The following is a 23637-nucleotide window of genomic DNA, read 5'->3' as shown; positions in this document are numbered from 1 at the left end:
CTTTTAGTAGATTGCACTCGATGGCTTTTTCGTCAAGATCTAGCCGTGGAATTTACACCACTACCTGAGACTCTAACTTCACCAGTTCCGGGTTTGCCACATCTCCTAGATACATGAGGGTGACGTCTGTTTTCGATCTCGTCCCGATTTGCATCAACTCCGCGCGTAAGGCAGGGTCACGCAATCTGCGGCGAATGAGCGCGGTATTCATCAACATGGTCTCTACAAATCCGTCACGCGGGCCTCGAATGACGCGTTCTACCTCGGTCGGCTCGATGCTTCGCATGGGATAGATACGAGTGTCAATCATGAATGCGTTGTCAAACCCGTCAATGAAGGTGATGAGCGGGCCGGAAAGAATGAAGCGGATGGCGTCTTGCATCTTGTTGACGGTCTGTACCTGCACAAACCCAACGTTTTTGTTCAAGTAGTCAACCATCTCGTCCATGTTGTTTGCGTCTTTTGCGTGCGACTCTTGGAACATCAAAACATGTTTCTCGAATTCTCGTAAAATGAGGACCATGTCCATGGTCAGAAAGTATCCGTTTAAGACGTACGACATCATCCGCAAATCACCATAGCCAAATGCTTTCGCCATGATGTCCCAACTGTGCCCAGGACCTTGGCCCACACCGAGCAGTTGGTTCAAATAATTCACATTGGTGTCTAGATTTTTTGCGATATCCGGAACAGTCGCTTGCTTTGTCAAACAGTCGGCCCCCTAGTCAGTCTGTCCCTACCATGGCAGGAATGCTGCTCCATTCATAGCGGATCATTACCGAATTGGCGATTGAAAATACGCTGGCTCGGGAATTTTGGAGCTTAACCAAGGGACAGAAATATGGGTATTCAGCTTAATGGAGGTTCAGTGGGTCATGATGGAAGTCGACGCGACCGTTGCGTATTCGAAAAGGTGGATAGTTCTCTGGAGCGTGGGGATTGCCACCTTGTTGTCCACGTTGAATAACAGTATTGTCAACACTATTCTGCCCATTATGGAGCATGACTTGCATATTCGTTTAGGGCAGTCGGAATGGATTGTGCTGATGTATCTACTGGTTCTCAGTTTGTTGCTTCTGCCGATGGGACGATTGTCCGACTTCATAGGTCGACGCAGGCTCTTTTTGGTGGGATTCTTACTATTTGCTATCGCGGCGGTCGTCTGCGGCATAACCGACGACTACGGTGTTCTTGTCTTTGGACGGGGGCTCATGGCGGTGGCTGGGAGTATGCTCTTATCCGTGGGGCCAGCCCTACTAACGACTACATTTCCGCGCAATCAGAGGGGCAAGGCACTTGGTTTACAGGCACTCATGACCTACCTTGGACTGGCGCTTGGTCCAGTTGTTGGCGGTGCTCTGACAGACTGGTTGGGTTGGAATTCTGTTTTTTACTTGACGATTCCATTCGCTCTTGCCGGGTTTTTGCTAGCGCTGTGGTCGGTGCCGCAGATTCAGAAGAGCGGAACAGCTCGGCTCGATGTGGCGAGCACAGCCACGTTTATTCTTAGCTTGGCCGCTCTCGTTTTACTGTTGAACTCCAGTGTGATTACGTCCATGCGTGGACTCGTCTTGCCAGCACTGGCAGTTCTCTTTTGTTTGACGGCATTTCTCTTTATTCGCCGGCAGTTGAATTTGCAAAATCCACTTGTCGATCTGCCCTTGTTTCGCGTGCGAAATTTTGGCTTTGGCACATTGGGGGCCATTCTCAACTATCTCTGTTTTTTTGTCGCACTTTTTCTCCTGCCGTTTTACTTAACTCGCGTGTTGCACGACAGTGCGGGTATTACGGGACTTTGGATGACGCTCATGCCCCTCGTCATGATGATTTCGGCGCCGCTTGCCGGGGCGTGGTCCGACAGAGTCGGTTCCCGCATTCTGTCGAGCGTGGGCATGGCAGCGAATGCTCTCGGTTTGGCGGCGTTCGCAGTGATGGCAGTGCTCGGGCCGAGCGTGGTCCGTACCAGCCTGCTGCTCACGGGTCTTCTCGTGACTGGACTCGGAACTGGGCTGTTTGCGGCACCCAATAACGCTGCCATTTTGAAGGCGGCACCGCAATCCAAACAGGGGATGGCTTCAGGGACGCTGGCAACAGCTCGCTATGTCGGTATGATGGCGGGCATTACCATAGGCGGCTCTCTCATGGACTACATTTTGGTCCGATTTACCGCGCAACCGTCCAGCCTCAGTGGATTCGAAGAAGCCGTTGCTGCGGTCATGTGGATTGGAACGGCGTTTGGAATACTGGGGATGTTTTGCACGTTGGCCATGCAAAAACACAGACTGGAAACGTGATATGGGTCGTTAAAGAGGTGTAGAATAAGGATGATAAAAATCAACCGTGTGGGTGATATGACATGAAGAAACTGGCTCGCTTTCTGCAACCATATCGGTGGTGGATTGTTGGAATTCTTGTGCTCATTTTCCTTCAATCCATGTCTACTCTCTATTTGCCAAATCTTATGTCGAAAATCGTGGATGTCGGCGTGATGACCGGAAACATTCGGTACATCGTGGATATCGGTGGATTTATGCTGGGGGTGACTTTGCTCGGAGTCATCTGCTCCATCGGCGCAGGATTACTCTCTTCGAAGGCATCCGCTGGATTTGGAAAACTCCTTCGCGATGAAACGTTCGCCCATGTGGAAAAATTCATGCTCTACGAGTTTGACGAGCTGGGCACTTCGTCTCTGATTGTGCGGACGACGAACGATATCATGCAGGTTCAACAGTTTGTCAATATGTTACTGCGCATGATGGTGATGGCGCCTTTAATGGCACTCGGCGGCATCATCATGGCCGTCTATACGGATGCGCGACTGTCTCTAATCTTGGTCGTCGTGATGCCAATTTTGGCCGTGGCCATCTTTCTCATTCTGCGCAATGGGTTTTCACTGTTTGGCATGATTCAGTCAAAAGTTGACCAGCTAAATCGTGTGTTGCGCGAAAATTTGATGGGCGTCCGAGTCGTGCGCTCGTTCCATCGGACCCACTATGAGTTGAAGAGATTCGGCGCGGCAAATGAAGACTTGACCGACGTATCCGTGCGAGCGTATCAAGTGATGGCAGGGCTCATGCCCATTTTGATGCTCATTATCAACTTGTCCACACTTGCCATCATCTGGTTTGGCGGCATCCGCATCAATGACGGAACGATGCAAATAGGTAGTCTGATGGCGTTCATTCAATACGTCACACAGATTATGTTCTCGGTCATGATGGTGTCTGCTATGTTCTTTATGATTCCCAGAGCTCAGGCGTCTGCACGGCGCATCAATCAAGTGATGGAAATTGAACCCCAAATTGTCGATCCGGTCGTGCCCGCCCCGCTCTCTGAATCCAAGGGTTACGTGGAGTTTCAAGGCGTGAACTTTTGCTACCCTGGCGCGGAGAGCAATGTGTTGGAGGACATTACGTTTCAAGCGGCACCAGGAGAGGTCACCGCGATTATTGGCGGCACTGGCTCGGGCAAGACGACACTCATTAGCCTCATTCCTAGATTTTTTGATGTCACTGCGGGGCGGATTTTGGTAGACGGGGTGGATGTTCGACAGATGCGGCAAGAAGACTTGCGGCGCAAGATTGGATTTGTCGCCCAAAAGGCGGTTCTCTTCTCCGGCACGATTTCCGAAAATATTCGGTTTGGCAACGAGCACGCGACGGACGAAGAAGTTCGCCATGTGGCAGATGTTGCTCAGGTTAGCGAGTTTGTCGAGGGAATGAAGCAAGGATTTGATTCGGTCATCTCGCAGGGTGGGTCCAATTTGTCAGGCGGACAGAAGCAACGCCTCTCAATTGCTAGGGCTCTCATCCGGAGGCCCGAAATCTACATCTTCGACGATAGCTTTTCAGCGCTCGATTTTAAAACGGATGCTTCTCTCCGTCGGGCTCTCAAAGAAGAAACTGGGGATTCGACCGTTTTGATTGTTGCGCAGAGGGTCATGACGGTTATGGATGCCGACCGGATTATCGTGCTTGACGAAGGGCGCATTGCGGGCATTGGTACACATGCTGAATTGATGAAGACATCGGATGTGTATCGTGAAATTGTGAGCTCGCAACTGTCAGAGGAGGAGATTGCATGAAAGCGGGTGGGCAAGGTTCTAATTCCTCTCCCGCTCCGATGATGGGCAGAGGACCTGGATTTGGCGGCGGAGGTCCGGCGGGAATGCTCGGGCCAGTTCAAAAGCCGAAAAATTTTAAGGGGACGTTTTTGCGTTTAATCAGTTACTTCAGACCTTATAAATATCGACTGATTCTCGTATTTTTGGCGACTATTCTGAGTACGGTGTTTACCATCTTCAGCCCGAAGCTGATGGGAGATGCCACAACAGATCTTTTTAATGGCGTGGTGCAGCGACTTAAAGGCGTGCCCGGTGGTGGCGTAGACTTCGCGCAAATCTTGCATTTGATTGAGATATTGGGCTTTCTGTACATTTTCAGTTCTTTGCTTAGCTACGTTCAACAGTACGTGATGGCGGGGGTGGCGCAGCGAGCGGTCTATGACCTGCGTAAAAAGGTCAACGACAAATTATCTCGCCTGCCCGTCAAGTATTATGATTCCCACCCGCATGGGGAGATTTTAAGCCGGTTTGTCAATGATTTTGACAACATCAGCAGTACTCTACAACAAAGTCTCACCCAGTTGATTTCGGCCATCATCACGTTTGTCGGCGTGTTTGTGATGATGCTCACCATCAGTCCACTGATGACGTTGACCGTGGTACTGACCTTGCCGCTCAGCTTTGTGGTGACGAAGATGATTGCAACGAGATCGCAAAAATTTTTCATGCGCAGACAGCGAACTTTGGGTGAGTTGAATGGGCACATTGAAGAGATGTTCACGGGACATCAGGTCGTGAAAGCCTTCGGATATGAGGAAAAAGCGAAAGAACAGCTCGCAGAAATGAATGAGCGGTATTACGAAGCGGCGTGGAAGGCACAGTTTGTGACGGGTATCATCATGCCGTTAATGAATTTCATTGGGAATATTGGGTACGTTCTTGTCAGCGTGATCGGCGGTATCCTCGTGACCTATAAACGGATTCAAATCGGCGACATTCTCGCGTTTATTCAGTACTCGCGGCAATTTTCTCAACCGATTAATCAGCTGTCGAGTATCTCGAATGTGATTCAGTCGACGTTGGCTTCGTCCGAACGTGTGTTTGAAATTCTCGACGAACCTGAGGAACAGGACGCCTTCGAAGAAGGTTATGCTGTCGCAAATACCCTGGGGTCGGTTCAGGGGAGAGTGCAGTTCGAGGGAGTTTCTTTTCGCTATAGTGAGGAAGAGCCTTTGATTGACGACATGAATTTGGATGTTGCGCCAGGGCAGACGGTGGCGATTGTAGGGCCTACTGGTGCAGGAAAGACGACCCTCATCAACTTGCTCATGCGGTTTTATGAGTTGAATGGCGGGAAAATCACAGTCGACGGAATGGATATTACGGAGATGCGCCGCGACGATTTGCGCAATGTCTTTGGCATGGTTCTTCAAGACACGTGGCTGTTTCATGGAACCATTCGAGACAACATTGCGTATGGTCGTGAAGGTGCCACGGAGGAAGAAGTGGTCGAGGCAGCGAAAGCGGCGTTTGCTGATCACTTTATTCGAACGTTACCGGATGGGTACGACACCGTACTGAATGAAGAGGCGTCCAATATCTCTCAGGGCCAAAAACAACTGTTGACCATCGCTCGGGCGATTCTGGCCAACCCATCGATTTTGATTCTCGACGAAGCGACCAGCAGCGTAGACACGCGTACGGAAGTGCATATTCAGCAAGCGATGAACCGTCTCATGCACGGTCGTACGAGCTTTGTCATCGCGCATCGGCTGTCTACCATTCGCGACGCAGATTGCATTCTCGTGATGAATCACGGGCACATTGTGGAGCAAGGAACGCACGAGGAATTGCTGGCGAGAAATGGATTCTATGCAGACCTATACAATAGCCAGTTTGCAGCGACCGCAATCAGTGTCGCTATGGCGCAGATAAACCCATCGGACGACGATGAGGCGGTCCTCGAAGTGGCCCCCAAGGTGGTTCCGGTGGTGTAGTGCCGAAGTTCTCGGCCGCATTTGCGGCTGCATGATGCTGCATGATAGAGAAAAACAGTGAAGAGGAAGAACAGGATAGGGAGTCTCTACGCTGCCTAAAAGGCAGAGCAGAGGCTCCCTTATGCTTGAAGAGAGGATCGACACTCGAAGGTCTACTTGTTTTTAACCCTTGCTGGCAGTCGGGCGAATCTCGGTCCATGTGCGCCCTCCATTGGTGGTCTCGAGGAGAGTGGTAGGGTACCCTAAGTGCTGGTTGGCCAGCATGAAGCCATCCTCAGTGTTGATGAAATTCACGTCTAAGACATGGCGATACCCTTGAACATTGTCCATTTCTGTCCAGCTCTGTCCTCCGTTGGTTGTACGGAACAAGGTATGTCCGTTACTTCCGGAATGAAAGTGGTAATCTGTCGTCCAAGCAAACCCAAGGGTTGGAGACAGGAATTGAATTCCACGGATGGACACATTGCTGTTCCCACTGGAATCCAAGGTCTGCACCGGTCCGGGAGTCCAGGTAGATCCGCCATCGGTCGTGTGTTCAACGTCCAACTCGTCGTTGAATCCGACGGGTAAGATGCCGTCCTGTTGCCCAAAAAACCGAGGCGGATATACAGAAAATGGATTGGAGTCGATTTTTGAAGGAATAGAGATGGACTGGGCACTCCACTGTTGTCCACCGTCGGTCGTCCGCTCGAAGAACGGTTTTTTTCCGCTATTGTATGAACCGGACAACCATCCGGTCGTGGAGTTGACGAAAGAAATGCCGTTTTTATTACCGGAAAACGGAATGTTTCCTCCACTACCCAGCTTTGCTGAGGATACGAGAGACCAATTTGCTCCACCATCCGTGCTCCTCCAGATTCCAATCGCCTCCGCTCCCATCGAGGAGCCGAGTACTTCGTAGAGGTAACCGACGGTTGGGCTGACAAAGTCGAGAAGACCAGAACTTTCACTGCTAAAACCTCGGATGGGAGTGGAACTGTTCCAAGAGACACCACCATTAGTGGTATAGAGCACTGTTGCAGGTGAGTTCGAGGTGGCTGTCTCCACGATCCATGCGTCGTTCCGTCCCATTGTCTGGAACGAACTAAAGCCCGTCTTTCCGCGCGTGATGTCGGCTCTGCTCCCTGAATATCCAATCGGAGTGACGTTGGTCCAAGTTCTAGCGCCGTTGACAGTCCTCCAGAGATGATGGTCGGTCTGCGCCCAACCAGTCTCCGGAGAAAGCATTTGAAGGTCATTAAAATGAAGAAGACCTTCTACGAAATGATGTGTCGTGGACGTCATCGTCCACGTGTCCCCATGCCAGTACGAGTTAATTTGTAGGTGGTCCAAAACTTGCATGATGTAAAAAATCGGAAGGTAGGTCGTGGGCCTCCCGCTATAAGGGTCTGGTTCCGTCATCCGCGGCGAAGTTTCGACCAATTTTCCGTTCACATAGAGAAGGGCAGTCCTGGCGTTTGGTGCGGAGGCGGGAGAAGGTTGACTGGATGCAGTGGATGCACTTCCCGTTCCGATGGTCCAAACACCGGTGGTTCCATTCCAATGCGGGGTAAGGCCGAGTTTGAGCAGAGCCTGATTGAGATAATAGACAGGGAGCCAAGAGGTCTCTCTGCCACTCCACGGGTCTCTGGCAACAATGTGTGCTGAAACAGTCAGGGGGTGTGTGTTGAACGTCATTGTAGTGTGGGCGTACGTGTAATGAACCGTGGTGTCGAGCGATAACGGCGCAGCCTCTACCGTAGACGGGGCCGCCCATGCTACTGCCAAACCTGTCACGATAGTACTGGCTGTGCAGATGGTTAACCTCGTTTTCCAACCATACAAACGTTTCATAGAGCCTCCTCCAATCGTTGAACATATCTGATTTTCACTGTGGACCGCAGTCCGATGACGTTATTTGCAGATTCGACGCAGCGCCAAAATCACATTCACAAAATGAGACGTCATGCGAGAGAAAAATGTGACAAAGTCTCTCCAACTCTGTTTTGGGTCGCGCAGATATGGAGTTTGCGCGTTCAAGGAGCAGTCCGATGGAAGTCGGTCGACGGATACGAACAATACGAAATCAATTCGAAAAATTGAATGGAAATGCTCGTTTCAGAATTTATTTGCGGTATAATAATGCACACGGTTCAAGTCATTGTGAGAACTTCTCGGTATTTCTGCGGCGCCATTCGGACGGCGGTGCGTATTACATCGCATTCCAGAGTGGAGGAACGCGTGAGGGTTCGTCAATTAATTTGGACTGATTAGAAAAAGGGGGAATCTATCGTGTCTCGTCTTGTTTCCCATAAGCAGAGTAACCGTCAGCATACTAAGCTACGGCGCCGCTCGGTTCTGACGGTGGGTGCCCTCTCGTTTGGTCTACTGATGACCGTCACCGGATGTGGCACCAGCAGCAGTGCTGCCAAGAACACCACCACTAAAACGACACCGACTACGACGACCAGCGCGAAAACGACCAATACATCGAATGGCGGTATTATTACGTACGCGCTACCCTCCCAAACCAATCTCAACTGGTTTTTACCGCTGAGCGTTCCAACGGGAAGCCTGTACGACGGACAACTGTTCTTTCAACTGTACAAACCGATGCTCTGGATTAATAACGACTATAAAATAAACTGGAAGTCGTCGATTGCGGATAAAATCACCTACAATAAAGCGGGTACGGTCTATCACGTCTTCATGAATCCCAAATGGCACTGGTCGAACGGACATCCGGTTACGACCAAAGATGTCATGTTCACGTGGCACGTGATTCAGGCTGCTTCGTCCTCGAAAGCTCCGTCTCCTTGGCCGTTTGGCGGTGCTGGAACCGGAGACATTCCGAACGGCATTAAGAGCATCGTCCCCAACAGCAAGTACGAGTTTACCATCACGTTAGACAAACCCGCCAATCAAGAGTGGTTTATTTACAACGGGATCATCCAAATTACGCCGTTGCCTGCTTCTGTGATGGATATTCACAAAAACATCCAGAAAGAGATTAAGTATTTGGGTGATAATGGAACCAATGCGTACTTTGACAAGGTGGTGGATGGTCCTTTTGAAATAAAGAGTGCTGTCCCTAGCCAAGCTTGGACGATTGTTCCCAACCCTCACTATGATGGGCACAAGAGTCACGTGAAGGAGATTGTGTTCGCCTATGAGGCTTCAAGTGCAGCCGAGTTCTCGGCGCTGAAAACAGGAGCCATCAATGTGGGATATCTCGACTTGAGTCAGTACGACTCCCGAGGTTCACTGACGTCCATGGGCGACCGTATTCTCCCGCAATACACGTTTGGCGTGGACTATACGGCTTTGAATATGCGGCCGGGCTCCAGCACCCGAAGCATCTTTGACCATCTCTACATTCGTCAGGCGATGCAAATGGGACAGGACCTGCAAGCAATTGACAAGAGCATTTACCACGGATATGCTCCTGTCTTGGACGGTCCCATTCCGACCGTACCAAAAACGAAATTTATCGATCCCGCTTTGAACAACACAGTCTATCCATTTAATATTGAGAAAGGTAAAAAACTTCTGGAGAGCCATGGCTGGAAAGAAGTCAATGGAGTCATGACGAAGGGCAAGCAACAATTGAAGTTTGTGCTGCTGTATGCGAGTGGCTCCACCTCGGGAACGGATGAAGCGGAGGTACTGAAAGAAGATTGGGCAAAAGAAGGAATCGACATCACTTTGAAGCCCATGTCCTTCAGCACGCTTATCTCTATCACCGGTGTGCCGAAAGATGCAAATCAGTGGCAAATGGCGACTGGATTTGGATGGGGATACAATGGCCCTGGATTTTATCCAACGGGCGGACAGCTGTTTGCAACCAATGCACCATCTGGGTTTGGCTATAGCAACAAGACGGAAGACGCGCTGATTGACGCGACGCACGTGCCTTACCAAACGGAGCAAGAGACCATGAAACACTTTTTTGCGTACGAAGATTTCACCGCTAAACATCTGCCGTTCCTCTGGAACAATAACGTCGGCACGCTTGCGGTGGTTGCTCCGACGGTGCATGGTTTTGCGCAATATGCGGACCCTGCGGTAGGCTACCCACAAATGCAGTATTGGACGGTATCGTCTGGGTCTTGATGGGAGGAGTAGAGGCGTTATTGACTCGCTCTTGACCTTGTTGATGGCTTAAGGTAAGGCATGAGGGTTACTTTTTTCGGTGCAAATCAGCACGTGCCGCGGTTGTAGCGGCATATCACAAGCTGAGCCTGGCAGCGCCCGCCATATCCGTATGGTGCGCCTGCTTGGCTCTTTTTTGTGATTCTTCTACAATGATGGTATGGTCTCCTGCCAGTCAAGATGAGACCGTTTTGAGGTGTGCATGCGGATGAAACAGCGAGCGGTAAGCCACATTGGGGTAATCGGTGCAGGGATGGCGGGGCTTGTGGCAAGTATGCAGCTGGCGCGGCTCGGACACTCCGTACAGCTGATTGAGCGAGCAAAATATCCGGGAGGGACTGCCGGATATTACGTGCGGGAGGGTGTGGAGTATCCTACAGGGGCAACCATCAGTTTTGGCATGGAACCTGGCGGACCGCTTCGAGCCCTCCTCGAAGACGTGGGCGTGCATCTGCCTTCCCTCGCGATGGAGCACAGCATGGATGTCGTCTTGATGGACAGAGTGGTGCATGTCTACAGCGACCGAGTCCGGTGGATGGAGGAACTGCGCAGGGCGTTTCCGGAGCGCGCAGTCGAAGTGGTGGAGTTTTGGAAGCGGCTTGAGCGAACCGCCAGAGCGGTCTATTTGGTTTCTAAATCGTATGCATCCCTGCCGATTCGCACTGCAACCGACTTGGGGAGGCTACCTAGCACCGTTTTGCACCACCCTCGGTTATTCCTCTCAAGCGTTCCGGAGATGCGCTCGACTGTCGAAGCGATGCTGCAAAAATATCGGCTGAAAGATTACGACCCGTTTTGCCGATTTCTAAATGCACAGCTACTGGACGCCGCGCAGGTGGATATAAGCCATGCGGCCTGGCTCCCGTCTGCAGTGGCACTGGACATTTATCGGTATGGAACTCATGTTGTGGCCGGAGGATTTACGGCTATAGCACAGGCTTTACTTCAGCAAGCTCGTGCACTGGGAGTGCAGGTATGGATGTCCCACACTGTGGTCGGAGCAGACTACGATAGCGCCGCGAAAAAGTGGCGACTTCTCAGCAATCGCCGCATGCAACTAGAGGTGGACGCGGTCATCAATGCGACCGGCCGAGCGATTCCCACCAGTCATGCTGACCATGCTGCTGCGAACCATTTCGACAGCGCTGTGGAGGCATTGGAAGCGCGCTCGGTGGGGCCACGCTGGGGTGCTGTCCGGTTGGACGCCCTCGTGTCAAGCCAATGGCTTCGCAGCCTCGACTTGCCCGTGGACGCATCCATCTACCCGTTCGCCTTCCAACTTGCGAACGATGAGGAAATGGGGACTCTGCTAGAGGACCCAGATGGCGCTGTCTACGTGACCCTTCATCCGAGAAAAGAGTGTCAACGAGCGGCGCTGGAAAGGCGAGAACCCGTCTCGCCTTGTCAACCTGAGGACGGTCAGGTGGTCACGGTGTCTGTGCACACTCCAGCTTTAGGGTGGATCTCGCTCGACAAAGACACCTATCAGCTCAAGAAGGCGGCGGTCGCGAGAGCGCTGATGCATCGCTTAGAGAAGGTGTTGCCAGGGTTTGTAGCGAATGCGCGCGTCCGTCGGATGGGTACTCCACTGACGTATCAACGCTATTTGAACAAAGCCGAGGTTGGCGGGCATCCGCTGACCGTAAAGGCGTCGCTCGTCACGCCGCGTGGAGCCAGGACAGAGCGGCCACAGTGGTACTTGGCAGGAGACACCGTTTTTCCTGGGCCAGGCACTCTGTCGGCTGCGATGAGTGGCCTCTATGCGGCGCGCGCCATCGATGGGCGGGCAGGACGAACCATTCCGGTGTTGTAGCGCGGGCTGACCTCCATCTCGACGCCACCACGGCCCGCGCTCCGTCCAGTCCCGTTGTCACTTCGACGAATCGAACAATTTCTTGTACTCTCCATACCCTTCCTTCTCCAAGTTCTCTTTGGGAATGAAGCGCAGGGCTGCGGAGTTGATACAGTAGCGCATGCCGCCCGCTTCGCGCGGACCATCGTCAAACACGTGGCCGAGATGCGAGTCCGACTCCTGACTGCGCACTTCGGTGCGTATCATCCCATGTGTTTGGTCGAGTTTCTCCTCGATTTTCTGCGGTTCGATAGGTTTTGTGAAGCTGGGCCAACCACACCCAGAATCAAATTTGTCCAGAGACGAAAAGAGCGGTGTCCCCGAGACGATGTCTACGTAAATGCCTTCACCGTGGAAATCCCAATATTCATTGCGAAACGGAGGTTCGGTTGCGCCGTGCTTTGTCACCTCGTACTGCAAAGGGGTGAGCCGCTGCTTGAGTTCGTCCGGACTCCCATGCGTGTCTGCCATCACCATTCACCTACCTTTTCTTCAGGATACTCGTGGCGGAAGAGCGAATCAAACCCCTTCCTGCCGCGGCCTCAAGACGACTCTGCTTTGCGAATCATCTCCTGCAAGTTTTCGGAGGTCAGTTCCCCCGTGAACTTTGCCACAATGATGCCGCGTTGGTTGAGTACAAAGGTGGTCGGTAGCCCGAGAATGCGGTAGTCCATGTCGAAAAGTCCGTTCGTATCAAGCAGCACCGGATACGAGAGGTGGTATTTGGCCACAAATGCCTTGGCTGCAGCGACGGAGTCATTCAAGCTGGTCATGTTGATGCCGACAAATTGCACTTTGCCTGCCAGTTGCTTCGCGAGGGAGACGAGCATGGGCGCCTCGTGATTGCATGGGGGACACCAAGAGGCCCAAGCATTGAGAACAACGGGCGTCTTGCCGAGAAATGAGGCAAGGGTAACCTTGTCATGAGTGCCCAGTTTCCGCAGTGAGAAGTCCGGAGCTAGGTCGCCAATTTGGACTCCAATCGTCGTCTTGCCTCCGGATGTTGTAGCGTCTTCCGCGGCGCTTCCGGAGGCACTGTCCGATCCGGTCGCGCCCATGCCAGTCTGTGCAACGGTGCTGTTTGAGACGCCTGCTGTGGCAGTGGCGGCGGAAGCGCCGGTCGAAACGCCGCAACCGGCTACGAGCAGACTGGCCGCCACCGCACTCACGGTGAGCCAAGTGGAGCGATTGCGAAGCAAGGGCGAGAATAAAGACAAAGGCACGAAACATCCTCCTCGGAATGATTTGAAGTGAATTGAGTTGTGTTAGTCGTACCAGACGGATTCGTCGTGGTGGACGAATTCTCGAAACGCGAGAGAGCCATAGATGATGTACATCGACAGGAGCATCAGAAGGGCGCCCATCTGCTGATCTTGCAGCGGATTGAGCCCAATTTCGCGGGCACCGCTCGCGAGCAGTGGGTACCAGGACGTGGTAGAAATAAACAACAGGACGATGATGGGCATCATAAAGTTCGACGAGTAAGCGATGTAGAGAATGCGCTGGCCCCGCGTCAACGGAGGAAATTCGGGTAGTGGATTGACAATCGGCCACCAGAAAAAAATGGCGGCTAGAAAAATCAGGTTCTGTGCCAATACGTGCAACCAATTGTAGCGGATGAGCGCGTCCAGTACCCATGGCACCAGTGTGGCCGAAAGTAGGGCGTTGAAGACAATCATCGCTGGAATCGGTCGCGTGAATGTCGCGAGAATACGGTGCATCCAGCGGATGGAGAGCAACTGCTGAATGAGGGACGGGGGCAGGCTGAAAATGAGCAGCCAGGGAAGAATCAGGCTGCCGAGAACCATCTGGAGTACATAGGCGGTGAACGAAAATTGTTCCGCCAGTGTGGCGAGAGGTCCCATGGTGATGTAGAGGATAAAGAGGCCACTGAAAAACGCGAGGCGCCAGCGCCAGGTCAATTTGTCGCCAGCGGGCGGCAGTTCTCGGCCGGAGCGGGGGCTTGCTACCTCGCTGTCCGTCGGGCTTAATGCCGCACTGAACATCTTCTCCTCTGCGTTATCGGGGGCACGTCGGCCGCCCGTGAGCACAAGGTAGAGCACTGCGATGAGCAGGACGAGGCCGAGCACGTCAGGGCGCCAGAAAGCATAGGCATTGACGCCGGGCAGATGCAGCATCGGGTCTTCCTCCTCCGTCAAATTTGAAAGTAGGCGATGGCCAAGAGAGCGCACAGAGCGGTAGCCACCGCACCTATGCGGCGGACGTAGTGCCATGGTGACCAGCCTACCACACGCAAAGAGTTTCCGAGTACAAACAGGCTGGAAGCCACCATGGCGCCGGCAGCCAGTGCGGGTGTTGCTAAGCCGCTGATGGCCACCACCTGCGCCACCACATTATAGGCGAGAGCCCACAGGAGATTCTGACGGATGACGCGGGACGTCAAGCGGATGGTCTGGAGCGCTTCGGGAACCATCTGGAGGCGGTTGTTGGCGAGAATCAGGTGACCCGCCTCAAGTGCGATGTCCGCACTCGACCCCATGGCAATCCCCAAATTCGCCTCCACTAAAGCGGGGCCATCGTTGACGCCATCCCCGATGAAACAGACCACTTCGCCCTGCGCCTGCAGTTCGCGAATTTTGGCGGCCTTATCAAAGGGGCTCTGTCGCGCATGCCATGTATCCATTCCGACAGCAGCGGCGACTTGCGATACGGCTGTGGCGTGGTCGCCACTGATGAGCGCCACTTTCACGCCCGCTTGACGAAATTGAGCCACAACTTCTGCCGCTTCTTGGCGGACTTCGCTCGCGAGACTCAGCAGTCCAACGACTTGACCGTCCACCATCACATGAACCGTCGTGAGTCCCGCCTGTTGCCACTCCATGAGCTTGTCCTGCCACGCTTGTGGAATCTCTCCCTGCTCCGGAGCCATGCCGACTTCGATGCGTTTCCCGTCGACCACGCCGCGCACGCCCCAGCCGGATTCCACTTGAAAGTCGGAGACTGGGCGGACAGGAGCTTGCCGGGTTTCGGCATAGCGGACGATCGCGCTAGCAATGGGATGCTCTGCCGGGAATTCGGCACTGGCTGCCAGAGCGAGCCACTCTGGGGCGCGCCACTCGGAGTCTGGCCAAATGGCGTGCATTTGCATTCGACCGGTCGTCACGGTACCGGTCTTGTCAAAGAGGACCGTCGAGATGTGCTCTGCGCGCTCAATCGCATCAGGACTGCGCAGCAAGACGCCGCGGGTCGACAGTGCCTCCGCACTCCCAATCAAAGCGACTGGTGTGGCGATGCTGAGGGCACAGGGACAGCCGATGACGAGTACAGCGATGGCGCGCAACAGCGAAGTTCCGAACGGAAGGTGCAGCAGGAAGAGGGCGCCGAAGAATGTAGCCAAGGCGAGTATCAGGATGGTCGGCACGAAAATAGCCAAGATACGGTCGGCCAGTCGCTTCCAGATGGAAGAGTTCTCTTGCGCCCGACGCACATAGCTGACCGTTTGCGCAAGCAGTGTTTCGTCGGCCCGCATCACGTCGACGACCAGCGTCGGGCCGTGATGCGTCGTGCCAGCGTAAACGAGATCGTGCACGTGTTTCGAAACCCGTGCGGATTCCCCAGTCAACACGGCTTCATCCATCTCACTGCTGCCACTGGCAATGCGTCCATCAATCGGCACCACTTCCCCGGACTGGACGACAATTTGGTCTTTCGCCCGCAACGTCTCCAAGCCGACCATGGTGGTCTGTCCGTCTGCGGCGAGCCGTCGCGCTTGGCGGGGGAGGAGGCGCTCGACCATTCCGAGCGCGGCCGTGGCGCGGTCACGGGTCGTGGCTTCGAGGACGCGGCTCAGCAAGAGAAAAGTCACCAGTAATCCAGAAGTGTCAAAATAGAGGTACTCGTGTCCGCCGATGAGACTCAAGATGCTGTAGAGATAGGCGCCTAAGCTCCCGATGCTGATGAGCAAATCCATCGTGGGTACGCGTCGCGTGAGGCTGGCAAACCCGCCGCGCAAAAACGGCCATCCCGACCAAAACACGACGGGAGTGGCGAGAGCGAGCAGGCCATACGACAGTGAGAGCTCGAGCGGGCGCGGCAGTTCCTTTAGATAGCCTGTCCACACGGGTACGCTCAGCATCATCATAAAAAACGTCAAAATGGCCGACACCACGAGCCGCTTCTGCAAATCGAGCATAGGGCCATCGTCTTTGATTTCCACGTGGGACGTTTCTACCGTTTTGTAGCCTAGTTTCTCCACTTCGCGCGCGAGCGTCACATCTTGCGCGAGTTTCCCGTCATACATCACTTCGGCGGTCGATTGGGCAAAGTCGGTGCGTACACCGACTACACCGGGCTGACGTTTGAGAACCTGTTCAATGAGAATGCAGCACGATGGGCACCAGACGCCAGACAGAGTCCACTGCACGGTGCGCGGGTCGGTTGCCTCTGCGAGCGATCTCGTTCGTTCATTCGACGGTAAGTTCCGCAGCATGTCCCAATGGACGCCAGGCTGACTTTTGAGTTGTTCCACCTGACTTTCGCCGAGTAATTCAAACAGCTGTTTGCAGGCATGGCAGCAGAAAACGTGATGGTCTGAAGGGATGGGAGTACGAACGGGATCGCCACAGAGGGAGCACTCTAAAATAGCCATGGGCTCACACTCGGTATCCAGTGGTTGACTGCCAATCCACGCAGAATGAAGAGCACGCCGCTGAGTCCAATGAATACGGCGGCTATGTAAGCAAAAGTTCGGCTTTGGAGGCGTTTGCGGCCGTAAAAACCGACAATCGCGACAGAAAAGAGAGCGGGTATGGTACCAATACCGAAAGCCAAGAGTGTCAATCCTCCTCTAAAGGCAGAGCCAGTTGAAGACGCGGACAACAGCATGGCGAACAGAAGTCCGCACGGATGGAGTCCGAGGATAGTGCCAGAGAGATAAGCGCTCGTGGCAGACGATTTGTGAATGCCTTGACGCAGATATCGCTGTACGGGCTTCCATTGCAACAGCGACCACTTTTCGACGAACGCGCCACCATGTCCGGTGCGAAATTCGTCGATAGCCCACCAAATCATCAAACCGCCGCCGATGAATCCAGCGATGGCCTCAATGCCGGTGGTGGCGCCGATGACGTTGAGGAACGACCCAATGGCGCCAAAGACCACTCCAAGGACCGTGAAGGCGGTGACACGACCAAGGTTGTGTGGCAAGTGATTGCGAAGTAGAACTTTCCACACGGATGGGGGAACGACTGTGCCTCCATCCGTTGATTTCGGCACCGTGGCCATGCTATAGGCTAGAACAAAGGGGCCGCACATGCCAGAGCAATGTAAAAAGCCTTGGAGAAGACCGACGCTCGCCGCGCTGGCGAGGAGTAATTGAAGATTCAAGGACCTACCACCTATCTTACCAACTGTAGCGACTCAATACATTCACTAACGTCATAAAGACGATGCCTGGGGTGAGGAGCAATCCTAACCAAGCTTTTTGCGGCAGAAGGATGCTCCACGCGGTTCCTGCGAGAAATCCCATCACGAACAGTAGAAAGTCGACTTCCGTAAGGAATCCAATATGCAGATTAATAAATAAGTTCAGTTGCGGAATGGTCCACGCGAGCGTCGGCAACATGCCGAGAACAATCATTGCTGCTGCCGAGGAGCGGAGGATTTCCTCACGCCCTGCTTCACTCCGCTTTGCGAATAAGATTCGAATCACACTGCGGGCACCAGAGGCCGTACTGCGGGAAAGAGCGATAGCCGTCAGTTCTCCTGAGAGAAGAAGGAGAAAGTAGGAGATATCCTGCGGCAACACCGCCGACTTGCGACTCCACTCCGTCAGCACTTGGTGAATCGGTCGGGACACACTAGCAGCAAATAAAATCAGTGCTGCCGCGAGATACCCGGCCGAGGAGCGTCGTTTGGAGACTTTCGAATTATTGTCGTACGTCCATGTGGAACTGTTGGCCGTAAGATTTCCCTTCTTTCTCGGCGATGACGGTCACTATCCAAGGTCCACCCATGGTAAAGATGACTTTTCCGGAATAGGTGTTCTTGCGGATTTTATGCAGCACACTGGTCAGTGGTGGCATGCTCATGTCGGACATGACTTCAGAAACGCGGACTTGCGTCCATTCCAGATGGTTTGTGCCACTCTGGAGTTGGACAAGGACCTTCACGTCTTTCAAGGCTACAGGAGGGCTCGGCGTTGTCTGCATTTGCACGTGTAAACCGATAGTATTTGCATTCTTAAAGCGCGGTGCTGCTCCGTAACGGGAAGCGCATCCCGACAAACTGAAAGGCAACGCGACGAGTGTCAGCAGTATCAGCTCGTACTTTCGCATTGCGCGCCCACGCCTCATACTCACGCTTTGTCCTCCATCATCATCTATCTTTTATCGAGCATACGTCCCACCGCAGTACTTTGCAAGCATACCGCAACGGTGCTAGATTGGTAAGCAGCGCACGTGCAATGGAGGGATACTGTTTATGGATATGTATCATGCACCGCCTTTAGCAGTTTTGTTGTCGTTCTATCGATTGCTTGGAGAACAAGCGGTGGTCGTTGCCGTCCTCGTTGGCATTCTCGTCCTCATCATGCGCTCGCGCGTTGCACAGTCGAAGGCTTCAGGCGTTCCGATGCAAATAAACGATGCTTATCCTCGTCCGCATCAATGGCTGCAATATTTTTTTGGAGGGTTATGGATACTGGATGGGCTGCTGCAGGCACAGCCCGGAATGAGCAATCAGTTTATTTCTGGTGTTGTAGCCCCGATGATTTCCGGACAGCCTGCGTGGCTGCGGGAGATGCTGCAGGCTAGCGTGGTTGCCTGGTCCACCCATCCGCTTTTCTTTGACGGATGTACCGTCTTTATACAAATATTAATCGGTGTCAGTTTTTTTCTTGGCCCCACGCGGCGCTTGGGGAGACTGGGCATGTGGGCCTCTATTCTTTGGGCGGTGGTCGTCTGGTTGCTCGGAGAAGGAGCTGGTGGGGTTTTTAATGGCGGAACTTGGCTGACGGGTACTCCTGGTTCTGTCCTCGTCTACGCCGTCGCAGCCCTTCTTCTCTTGCAGTCGGCCAAACGTTGGCAGGACGGTCGCGTGATGCGAGTCATTCCCTGGCTGATGGCAGGTTATTGGGGACTCTCCGCCCTTCTACAAGCGCTACCTTCTGCTCAATTTTGGGAAAAAGGAACACTTTCGACCGCTATTTTACAAATGGCAGACATGAGCCAACCGTCGTTCATGGCTGCACCGCTTCGCACATTCGCAGCTCTTTTGAATGTCCATCCCGTTCTTTGGAATGCCTCGTTTGTCGCTCTCCCTGTCCTCCTCGTCCTTCTTTGGATGGCCATCCCCAGGCATGTCTTCACTCACGTATTGACCATGGTGGTGCTCCTCTTTGCCTGGTGGCTGGGTCAAGATTTTGGCGTGGTTGGGGGCTTTGGAACAGACCCGAATACTGCTCTGCCCGTCTTGTTTATGCTCGTGGTCTACATGCAACTCCTGCGCGTTGAGACAAAGACGAGCCAGGATGTTGTGCATCATTCAGACGCAACTGCATCGCGTTTCACGCCGCGACTTCGACGGCGACTTGTTGTCTCCATGTCTGTGGTGGCAGGTCTAGCGATTGTCGCGTTTCCCATCCGTGCGTTGGCCGTTCACCTTTTGCCTCAGAAACCAGCCGATTCGGCAGCATTAGACTATTCGGGGCTCACACCCGTCGGCAGACCGGCGCCCAATTTCACCCTGGTCAATCAGCGTGGTCAAGCCGTGTCGTTGAGTCAGTTTCGAGGCAAAGCCGTCCTGCTTACGTTTCTCGATCCCGTTTGTTACGACGACTGTCCTGTCGTAGCGGCGGAGATGGCACAAGCCGATCAAGAACTCGGAGCCAACGCAGCCAAAGTGGAACTGATAGCCGTCTGTGCCAATCCGCTCGTCCACTCGGTAGCCGCCATTGACCAGTTTGATGCGGAGCACAATTTGAATCACCTCCATAATTTCGAATACTTGACGTCGACGAGCGTACCTTTGTTGAAGCAGGTCTGGCAAGCCTACGGAGAGTATGTTGGCGTGCCCAAATTGGGCATGATTAACCACGCTGACCAATACTACTTCATCACTCCTAAAGGCGATGAGAAATGGTTGGCGAATGGAAGTGCTCATCTGTCGTTGTTCGGATCGTACGCAAACTTGCTGGCGGACTATCTCGATAAGATTCTCGGAGTGTCCGTCCCGCCGTCGGAGGCGATTTCGGTCTCTCTGAAAGCGCCAGCGTCTGGTATCGTCCATCCATCAGGATTTGATGAACTTCACATGATGAATTCTGAAGATGGATGGGCATTGGTCACAAAGGGGCCGTATGAAACGGTCGACACAACCACCGACGGAGGTCGTATCTGGAAGGATGTAACACCAGAAGGTATCAGCGTGCGCGGTGGCATCTTGGCCGACTTTTCCAATGTTCATTCCGCGCTCGTCAGCGTACTACCTTACAAATTTCAACGTTATCCGGTGTTATTTCAAACTACGACAACAGGGGATAAATGGATATCTCCTACCGTTGTGCCTGCATGGCCAACTATTGCGGCACAAGACCAACTCTCAAGTGATGGTCTTCACCGTATATTCCTCACGGGTGCTGCGGACAACCCGCATGATGTGTTGCTCCTGCGCTCTGTGGATGGTGCCGAACGTTGGGCACCCGCGCAACTTTCTGGCTTCAGGCGTCCCGCAAATGCCCGATTCCTAACGGCTGCGCCGACTTGGAGCAATTCAAGACAGGGTGTGGATATGGTTCTTGAACAAGACGGCACGGCCGCAAAATTGCTGTCTTTCACCACTGTAGATGGTGGTCGAATCTGGTCTTTCCAAAATGCGACAACTTGGGGTAGTCAAGACGTGAGCGATATCGACAAAGAGCCCGTTCTCTTAGATGGTGTTCATGCCGAGGAGTGGTATGCAATCCGCGGAGCTAAGAAACCATCCCTGTGGGAAACAAAAAATGGCGGAGTTTCGTGGAGTTTAGTCAATGGACGACTACCTGATGGAGTTCTCGAACAGTTGGATTTTGTTCACCACAACGTCGGGTATCTGCTGGTTCGTCAGGCAGCGGCTAGTCGCATCTATGTTACAGTGGATGGTGGACTGGTTTGGCACGCGCTGACCAACCGGACAACAGAAAGGGCGGGGTGAGATGTATCATCTGTTTTGGTTCCTTCATATCTTTGGAATTGTCCTTTGGTTTGGAAGTCTCGTAACGGTAGGATTTCTATTAATGACCATGCGCCGCAAACCAGAGTCTGAGAAATTCCACATTCTCCCGAGCGTTGTGCGGGGTGTCACGCGACTGTCGCACATTGGAGCCGCGTTCCTCCTGATTGGTGGTATTCCCATGTTGTTTATGATCCGCCATACGAAAATGGCCGAATTCTGGGTTCAGTACATGGCTGGGTTAGGCATCATCATCGTCTTGCTCAGTATGTTCATGCTGAGTGCGGTCAGTAAGGACATGGTAGGTACTGCGGACGGGGCTATGGTTCGACGGTCTCTCCGGCTGTATGGGCGGTGGCTATCGTTTATACTCCTTCTGACGCTGTCTATTTTGGTCGTTGTCGCCTTCAAAATCTAAATTTCCGGACCACAAGCCGCCTCGTAACAGGGGCGGCTTGTTTTTCGATATCCATACTCCCCTAGGTCTCAGTCTGTCGCCGTCAAGGACGTCAAAGTCACTAGGGCCGTCATAGTGGCTCCCCACCTTCGTTTTGCATCGAGTCGAAATCTAGAGACTGGAGAGAGAGTTGCGACGGTGTGAGAAAATGGAGTGGCGAAGTCCGAGAGTGGAACGGGGAGGCGGATTGGCATTCGGGCACAGAGAACGTTGTTCATGGGTGCATTTGATTTGACGAATCGGCATTGCGTTGTTGTCGGTGGAGGGATGGTCGCGCTGCGCAAACTCAACAAGCTGTTGGATGCGGGCGCGGATGTGACGGTCGTGAGTCCTGAAGTCGTAGAACCTATGATCGAATTGGAAAAAATGGGGCGTGTGAAGTGGCGAGATCGACCTTATCAGGACGGGGATTTGTCAGGTGCATGGATGGTGGTCGCGGCGACCAATTGCAGAGACGTCAATCAACGCGTTGCCGAGGAAGCGGAACGTCTGCGCGTGTGGTGCAATGTGGCAGATGATGGAGCCTCGACTCCGTGGGCGATGCCTGCCATCGTTCGGCGTGGGGGAATCCTTATTGCGTTGTCGTCGGGTGGCCATCATCCAGGAGTAGCAAAAGCGCTGAGAGAGGAGTTGGAGAGCGATTTACAAAGCGGATCGAACCAATTCATCCGCCACTTGCAAAGTTTTGAGTGGAATGAAGAGGAGTAGGTTCATCCGATATCTTTTTTGTGATCGACTAGACGTCAGAGGGTAGGACGTGTAACATGTTGCTTAAATTGCATAGGCGGAAGAGGTGTCCATTTCACGATGGACTCAATAGGGAAACCGGTGAAAAGCCGGTGCGGTCCCGCCACTGTATGGGTGAGTCTCGGCAAAATCCACTGGGCCTGATGGTCTGGGAAGGTTGCTCAAGACGTTGACCCCGAGCCAGGAAACCTGCCTCTTCTCGGAACACCGTCACTACCTACGGTCGATAGGGAGGTGTTTGTGGGCGACCTCTGTCGTGAACAAGCACTCTTTCATGGAGAAAGAGTGCTTTTTTGATAGAGTTTTCCTGCAAATACCCTCCGTTCGCAAAAGGCGAAGGAGGTTTTTCTTTGAGCGAGTTCATATTGTTGGTGGGTCATGGAAGTAGGGATGACGACGGCAATCAGGAGTTTCAGGCGTTTGTCGAGAGCTATCGAACGAGATGGCAGAATTCGAATGTAGAGAGTTGCTTTCTTGAATTGGCAAACCCGACGATTTTAGATGGGGTGGATGCCTGTGTGGCGCGCGGTGCCACGCGAATTGTTGCAGTTCCAGTCATTCTTCTCGCGGCCTCTCACGTCAAATTGGAAATTCCCGAATTTTTGGATGCTGGCCGAAAAAAGTATCCGAATGTCGAAATGGTTTACGGGCGAAATATTGGTCTCCATGAGGAGATGATCGATCTTCTTTCTGCTCGGTTCGGCGAACAAGTGACGGACGTCCTCCCTGACGAGACATCCATTGTCTTGATGGGGCGTGGAAGCAGTGATCCAGATGCCAACGGAGATTTATATAAAATTGCTCGCCAATTATGGGAGCGGACTGGCGTTCAAAATGTCGAGGTGTGTTTCACCGGCATTACTTTTCCGCGCTTCCCTGATGGAATTCGACGCGCTGTGAAGCTCGGCGCAAAGCGCATTGTGGTCGTTCCGTACTTTCTCTTCACAGGAGTGCTCATCAAGCGTATGCAAGGTGTTTTGGAACAACTCCAAATGGAGTTTCCGCACGTGTCCATGACCATGGCTGGATATTTTGGAGACCATCCAGTGCTACTTGAGATTGTCCGGCAGCGCTGTGAAGAAGCCGCCGTTGGTCAGTCGTTTATGAACTGCGACCTTTGCCAATATCGCAAATTGGCGGCAGCACACCATGACCACCATGACCACCATGACCACCATGACCACCATGACCACCATGACCACCATGACCACCATGACCACCA

Annotated in this window: 18 protein-coding genes and 1 riboswitch; of the genes, 9 read left to right on the top strand and 9 right to left on the bottom strand. The window is 53.2% G+C overall.

Annotated features, from left to right (window positions below; translation table 11 throughout):
• Positions 1 to 52 precede the first annotated feature (52 nt).
• A complete protein-coding gene (locus tag M4I36_RS09865) occupies positions 53 to 709 on the bottom strand; it encodes a spore germination protein (RefSeq protein WP_258111567.1) in 657 nt (218 codons plus the stop codon).
• Positions 710 to 875: 166 nt separating this feature from the next.
• On the opposite strand from M4I36_RS09865, the gene M4I36_RS09860 reads away from it, so the two are divergent.
• From M4I36_RS09860 to M4I36_RS09850, 3 genes are all read left to right on the top strand, one after another.
• Positions 876 to 2294, top strand: coding sequence for an MFS transporter (locus M4I36_RS09860; RefSeq protein ID WP_258111566.1), 1419 nt, complete (start codon positions 876 to 878; stop codon positions 2292 to 2294).
• A gap of 62 nt (positions 2295 to 2356) precedes the next feature.
• Positions 2357 to 4084 carry an ABC transporter ATP-binding protein gene (locus M4I36_RS09855; RefSeq protein WP_258111565.1) on the top strand — a complete coding sequence of 576 codons (1728 nt, stop codon included), beginning with the start codon at positions 2357 to 2359 and terminating at the stop codon, positions 4082 to 4084.
• Positions 4081 to 6060 carry an ABC transporter ATP-binding protein gene (locus M4I36_RS09850; protein ID WP_374985951.1) on the top strand — a complete coding sequence of 660 codons (1980 nt, stop codon included), beginning with the start codon at positions 4081 to 4083 and terminating at the stop codon, positions 6058 to 6060. The genes M4I36_RS09855 and M4I36_RS09850 overlap by 4 nt, the downstream gene beginning before the upstream one ends.
• Positions 6061 to 6222: 162 nt before the next feature.
• Here the strand turns inward: M4I36_RS09850 and M4I36_RS09845 are convergent, their stop codons facing one another.
• Complete coding sequence (locus M4I36_RS09845; RefSeq protein WP_258111564.1) at positions 6223 to 7893, bottom strand: WD40/YVTN/BNR-like repeat-containing protein; 1671 nt, start codon at positions 7891 to 7893, stop codon at positions 6223 to 6225.
• A gap of 438 nt (positions 7894 to 8331) precedes the next feature.
• On the opposite strand from M4I36_RS09845, the gene M4I36_RS09840 reads away from it, so the two are divergent.
• Positions 8332 to 10152 carry a peptide ABC transporter substrate-binding protein gene (locus M4I36_RS09840; RefSeq protein WP_258111563.1) on the top strand — a complete coding sequence of 607 codons (1821 nt, stop codon included), beginning with the start codon at positions 8332 to 8334 and terminating at the stop codon, positions 10150 to 10152.
• 247 nt (positions 10153 to 10399) lie between these two features.
• Positions 10400 to 12004, top strand: coding sequence for a phytoene desaturase family protein (locus M4I36_RS09835; protein ID WP_258111562.1), 1605 nt, complete (start codon positions 10400 to 10402; stop codon positions 12002 to 12004).
• A gap of 57 nt (positions 12005 to 12061) precedes the next feature.
• On the opposite strand, the gene msrB is transcribed toward M4I36_RS09835, so the two are convergent.
• The 7 genes from msrB to M4I36_RS09800 all read right to left on the bottom strand — a co-directional run bounded on the left by msrB (position 12062) and on the right by M4I36_RS09800 (position 18363).
• Positions 12062 to 12514, bottom strand: coding sequence for a peptide-methionine (R)-S-oxide reductase MsrB (gene msrB, locus M4I36_RS09830; RefSeq protein WP_258111561.1), 453 nt, complete (start codon positions 12512 to 12514; stop codon positions 12062 to 12064).
• Between the two features lie 71 nt (positions 12515 to 12585).
• On the bottom strand, positions 12586 to 13266 hold the full coding sequence (locus tag M4I36_RS09825; protein WP_258111560.1) for a TlpA family protein disulfide reductase: 681 nt from the start codon (positions 13264 to 13266) through the stop codon (positions 12586 to 12588).
• A 42-nt stretch (positions 13267 to 13308) separates the two neighbouring features.
• Positions 13309 to 14181 (bottom strand): cytochrome c oxidase assembly protein, encoded by an 873-nt coding sequence (locus M4I36_RS09820; protein WP_258111559.1) that lies wholly within the window; start codon positions 14179 to 14181, stop codon positions 13309 to 13311.
• Positions 14182 to 14198: 17 nt separating this feature from the next.
• Positions 14199 to 16652, bottom strand: a complete 2454-nt coding sequence (locus M4I36_RS09815; RefSeq protein WP_258111558.1) for a heavy metal translocating P-type ATPase — start codon at positions 16650 to 16652, stop codon at positions 14199 to 14201.
• Positions 16640 to 17389 (bottom strand): sulfite exporter TauE/SafE family protein, encoded by a 750-nt coding sequence (locus M4I36_RS09810; protein WP_258111557.1) that lies wholly within the window; start codon positions 17387 to 17389, stop codon positions 16640 to 16642. The genes M4I36_RS09815 and M4I36_RS09810 overlap by 13 nt, the downstream gene beginning before the upstream one ends.
• 16 nt (positions 17390 to 17405) lie before the next feature.
• On the bottom strand, positions 17406 to 17861 hold the full coding sequence (locus M4I36_RS09805) for a hypothetical protein (RefSeq protein WP_258111556.1): 456 nt from the start codon (positions 17859 to 17861) through the stop codon (positions 17406 to 17408).
• A gap of 70 nt (positions 17862 to 17931) precedes the next feature.
• On the bottom strand, positions 17932 to 18363 hold the full coding sequence (locus M4I36_RS09800) for a FixH family protein (RefSeq protein WP_258111555.1): 432 nt from the start codon (positions 18361 to 18363) through the stop codon (positions 17932 to 17934).
• Between the two features lie 121 nt (positions 18364 to 18484).
• Here M4I36_RS09800 and M4I36_RS09795 point away from each other — a divergent pair, with 121 nt between their 5' ends.
• The 4 genes from M4I36_RS09795 to M4I36_RS09780 all read left to right on the top strand — a co-directional run.
• Positions 18485 to 21193: an SCO family protein gene (locus tag M4I36_RS09795; RefSeq protein ID WP_258111554.1), complete on the top strand. Its 2709-nt coding sequence runs from the start codon at positions 18485 to 18487 to the stop codon at positions 21191 to 21193.
• A 1-nt stretch (position 21194) separates the two neighbouring features.
• Positions 21195 to 21629, top strand: coding sequence for a hypothetical protein (locus M4I36_RS09790; protein ID WP_258111553.1), 435 nt, complete (start codon positions 21195 to 21197; stop codon positions 21627 to 21629).
• 192 nt (positions 21630 to 21821) lie between these two features.
• Entirely contained in the window at positions 21822 to 22376 is a 555-nt protein-coding gene (locus tag M4I36_RS09785; protein WP_258111552.1) for a precorrin-2 dehydrogenase/sirohydrochlorin ferrochelatase family protein, read from the top strand.
• Between the two features lie 66 nt (positions 22377 to 22442).
• Positions 22443 to 22626: riboswitch (cobalamin riboswitch) on the top strand.
• Positions 22627 to 22765: 139 nt separating this feature from the next.
• On the top strand, positions 22766 to 23637 hold an 872-nt coding region (locus M4I36_RS09780), incomplete at its 3' end, for a sirohydrochlorin chelatase (protein ID WP_258111551.1).

The sequence above is a fragment of the Alicyclobacillus sp. SP_1 genome, from assembly GCF_024706985.1.
In the GTDB taxonomy this organism is placed as follows: Bacteria; Bacillota; Bacilli; order Alicyclobacillales; family Alicyclobacillaceae; genus Alicyclobacillus_I.
The sequence above is the reverse complement of the archived record's forward strand: the minus strand, read 5'-3'. Positions and strand labels throughout refer to the sequence as shown.

Excerpts from the sequence above, each read along its gene's own strand:
- M4I36_RS09860 (WP_258111566.1), top strand. The coding sequence starts at position 876 with ATGATGGAAGTCGACGCGACCGTTGCGTATTCGAAAAGGTGGATAGTT.
- M4I36_RS09855 (WP_258111565.1), top strand. The coding sequence starts at position 2,357 with ATGAAGAAACTGGCTCGCTTTCTGCAACCATATCGGTGGTGGATTGTT.
- M4I36_RS09850 (WP_374985951.1), top strand. The coding sequence starts at position 4,081 with ATGAAAGCGGGTGGGCAAGGTTCTAATTCCTCTCCCGCTCCGATGATG.
- M4I36_RS09845 (WP_258111564.1), bottom strand. The coding sequence starts at position 7,893 with ATGAAACGTTTGTATGGTTGGAAAACGAGGTTAACCATCTGCACAGCC.
- M4I36_RS09835 (WP_258111562.1), top strand. The coding sequence starts at position 10,400 with ATGAAACAGCGAGCGGTAAGCCACATTGGGGTAATCGGTGCAGGGATG.
- msrB (WP_258111561.1), bottom strand. The coding sequence starts at position 12,514 with ATGGCAGACACGCATGGGAGTCCGGACGAACTCAAGCAGCGGCTCACC.
- M4I36_RS09820 (WP_258111559.1), bottom strand. The coding sequence starts at position 14,181 with ATGCTGCATCTGCCCGGCGTCAATGCCTATGCTTTCTGGCGCCCTGAC.
- M4I36_RS09815 (WP_258111558.1), bottom strand. The coding sequence starts at position 16,652 with ATGGCTATTTTAGAGTGCTCCCTCTGTGGCGATCCCGTTCGTACTCCC.
- M4I36_RS09795 (WP_258111554.1), top strand. The coding sequence starts at position 18,485 with ATGGATATGTATCATGCACCGCCTTTAGCAGTTTTGTTGTCGTTCTAT.
- M4I36_RS09790 (WP_258111553.1), top strand. The coding sequence starts at position 21,195 with ATGTATCATCTGTTTTGGTTCCTTCATATCTTTGGAATTGTCCTTTGG.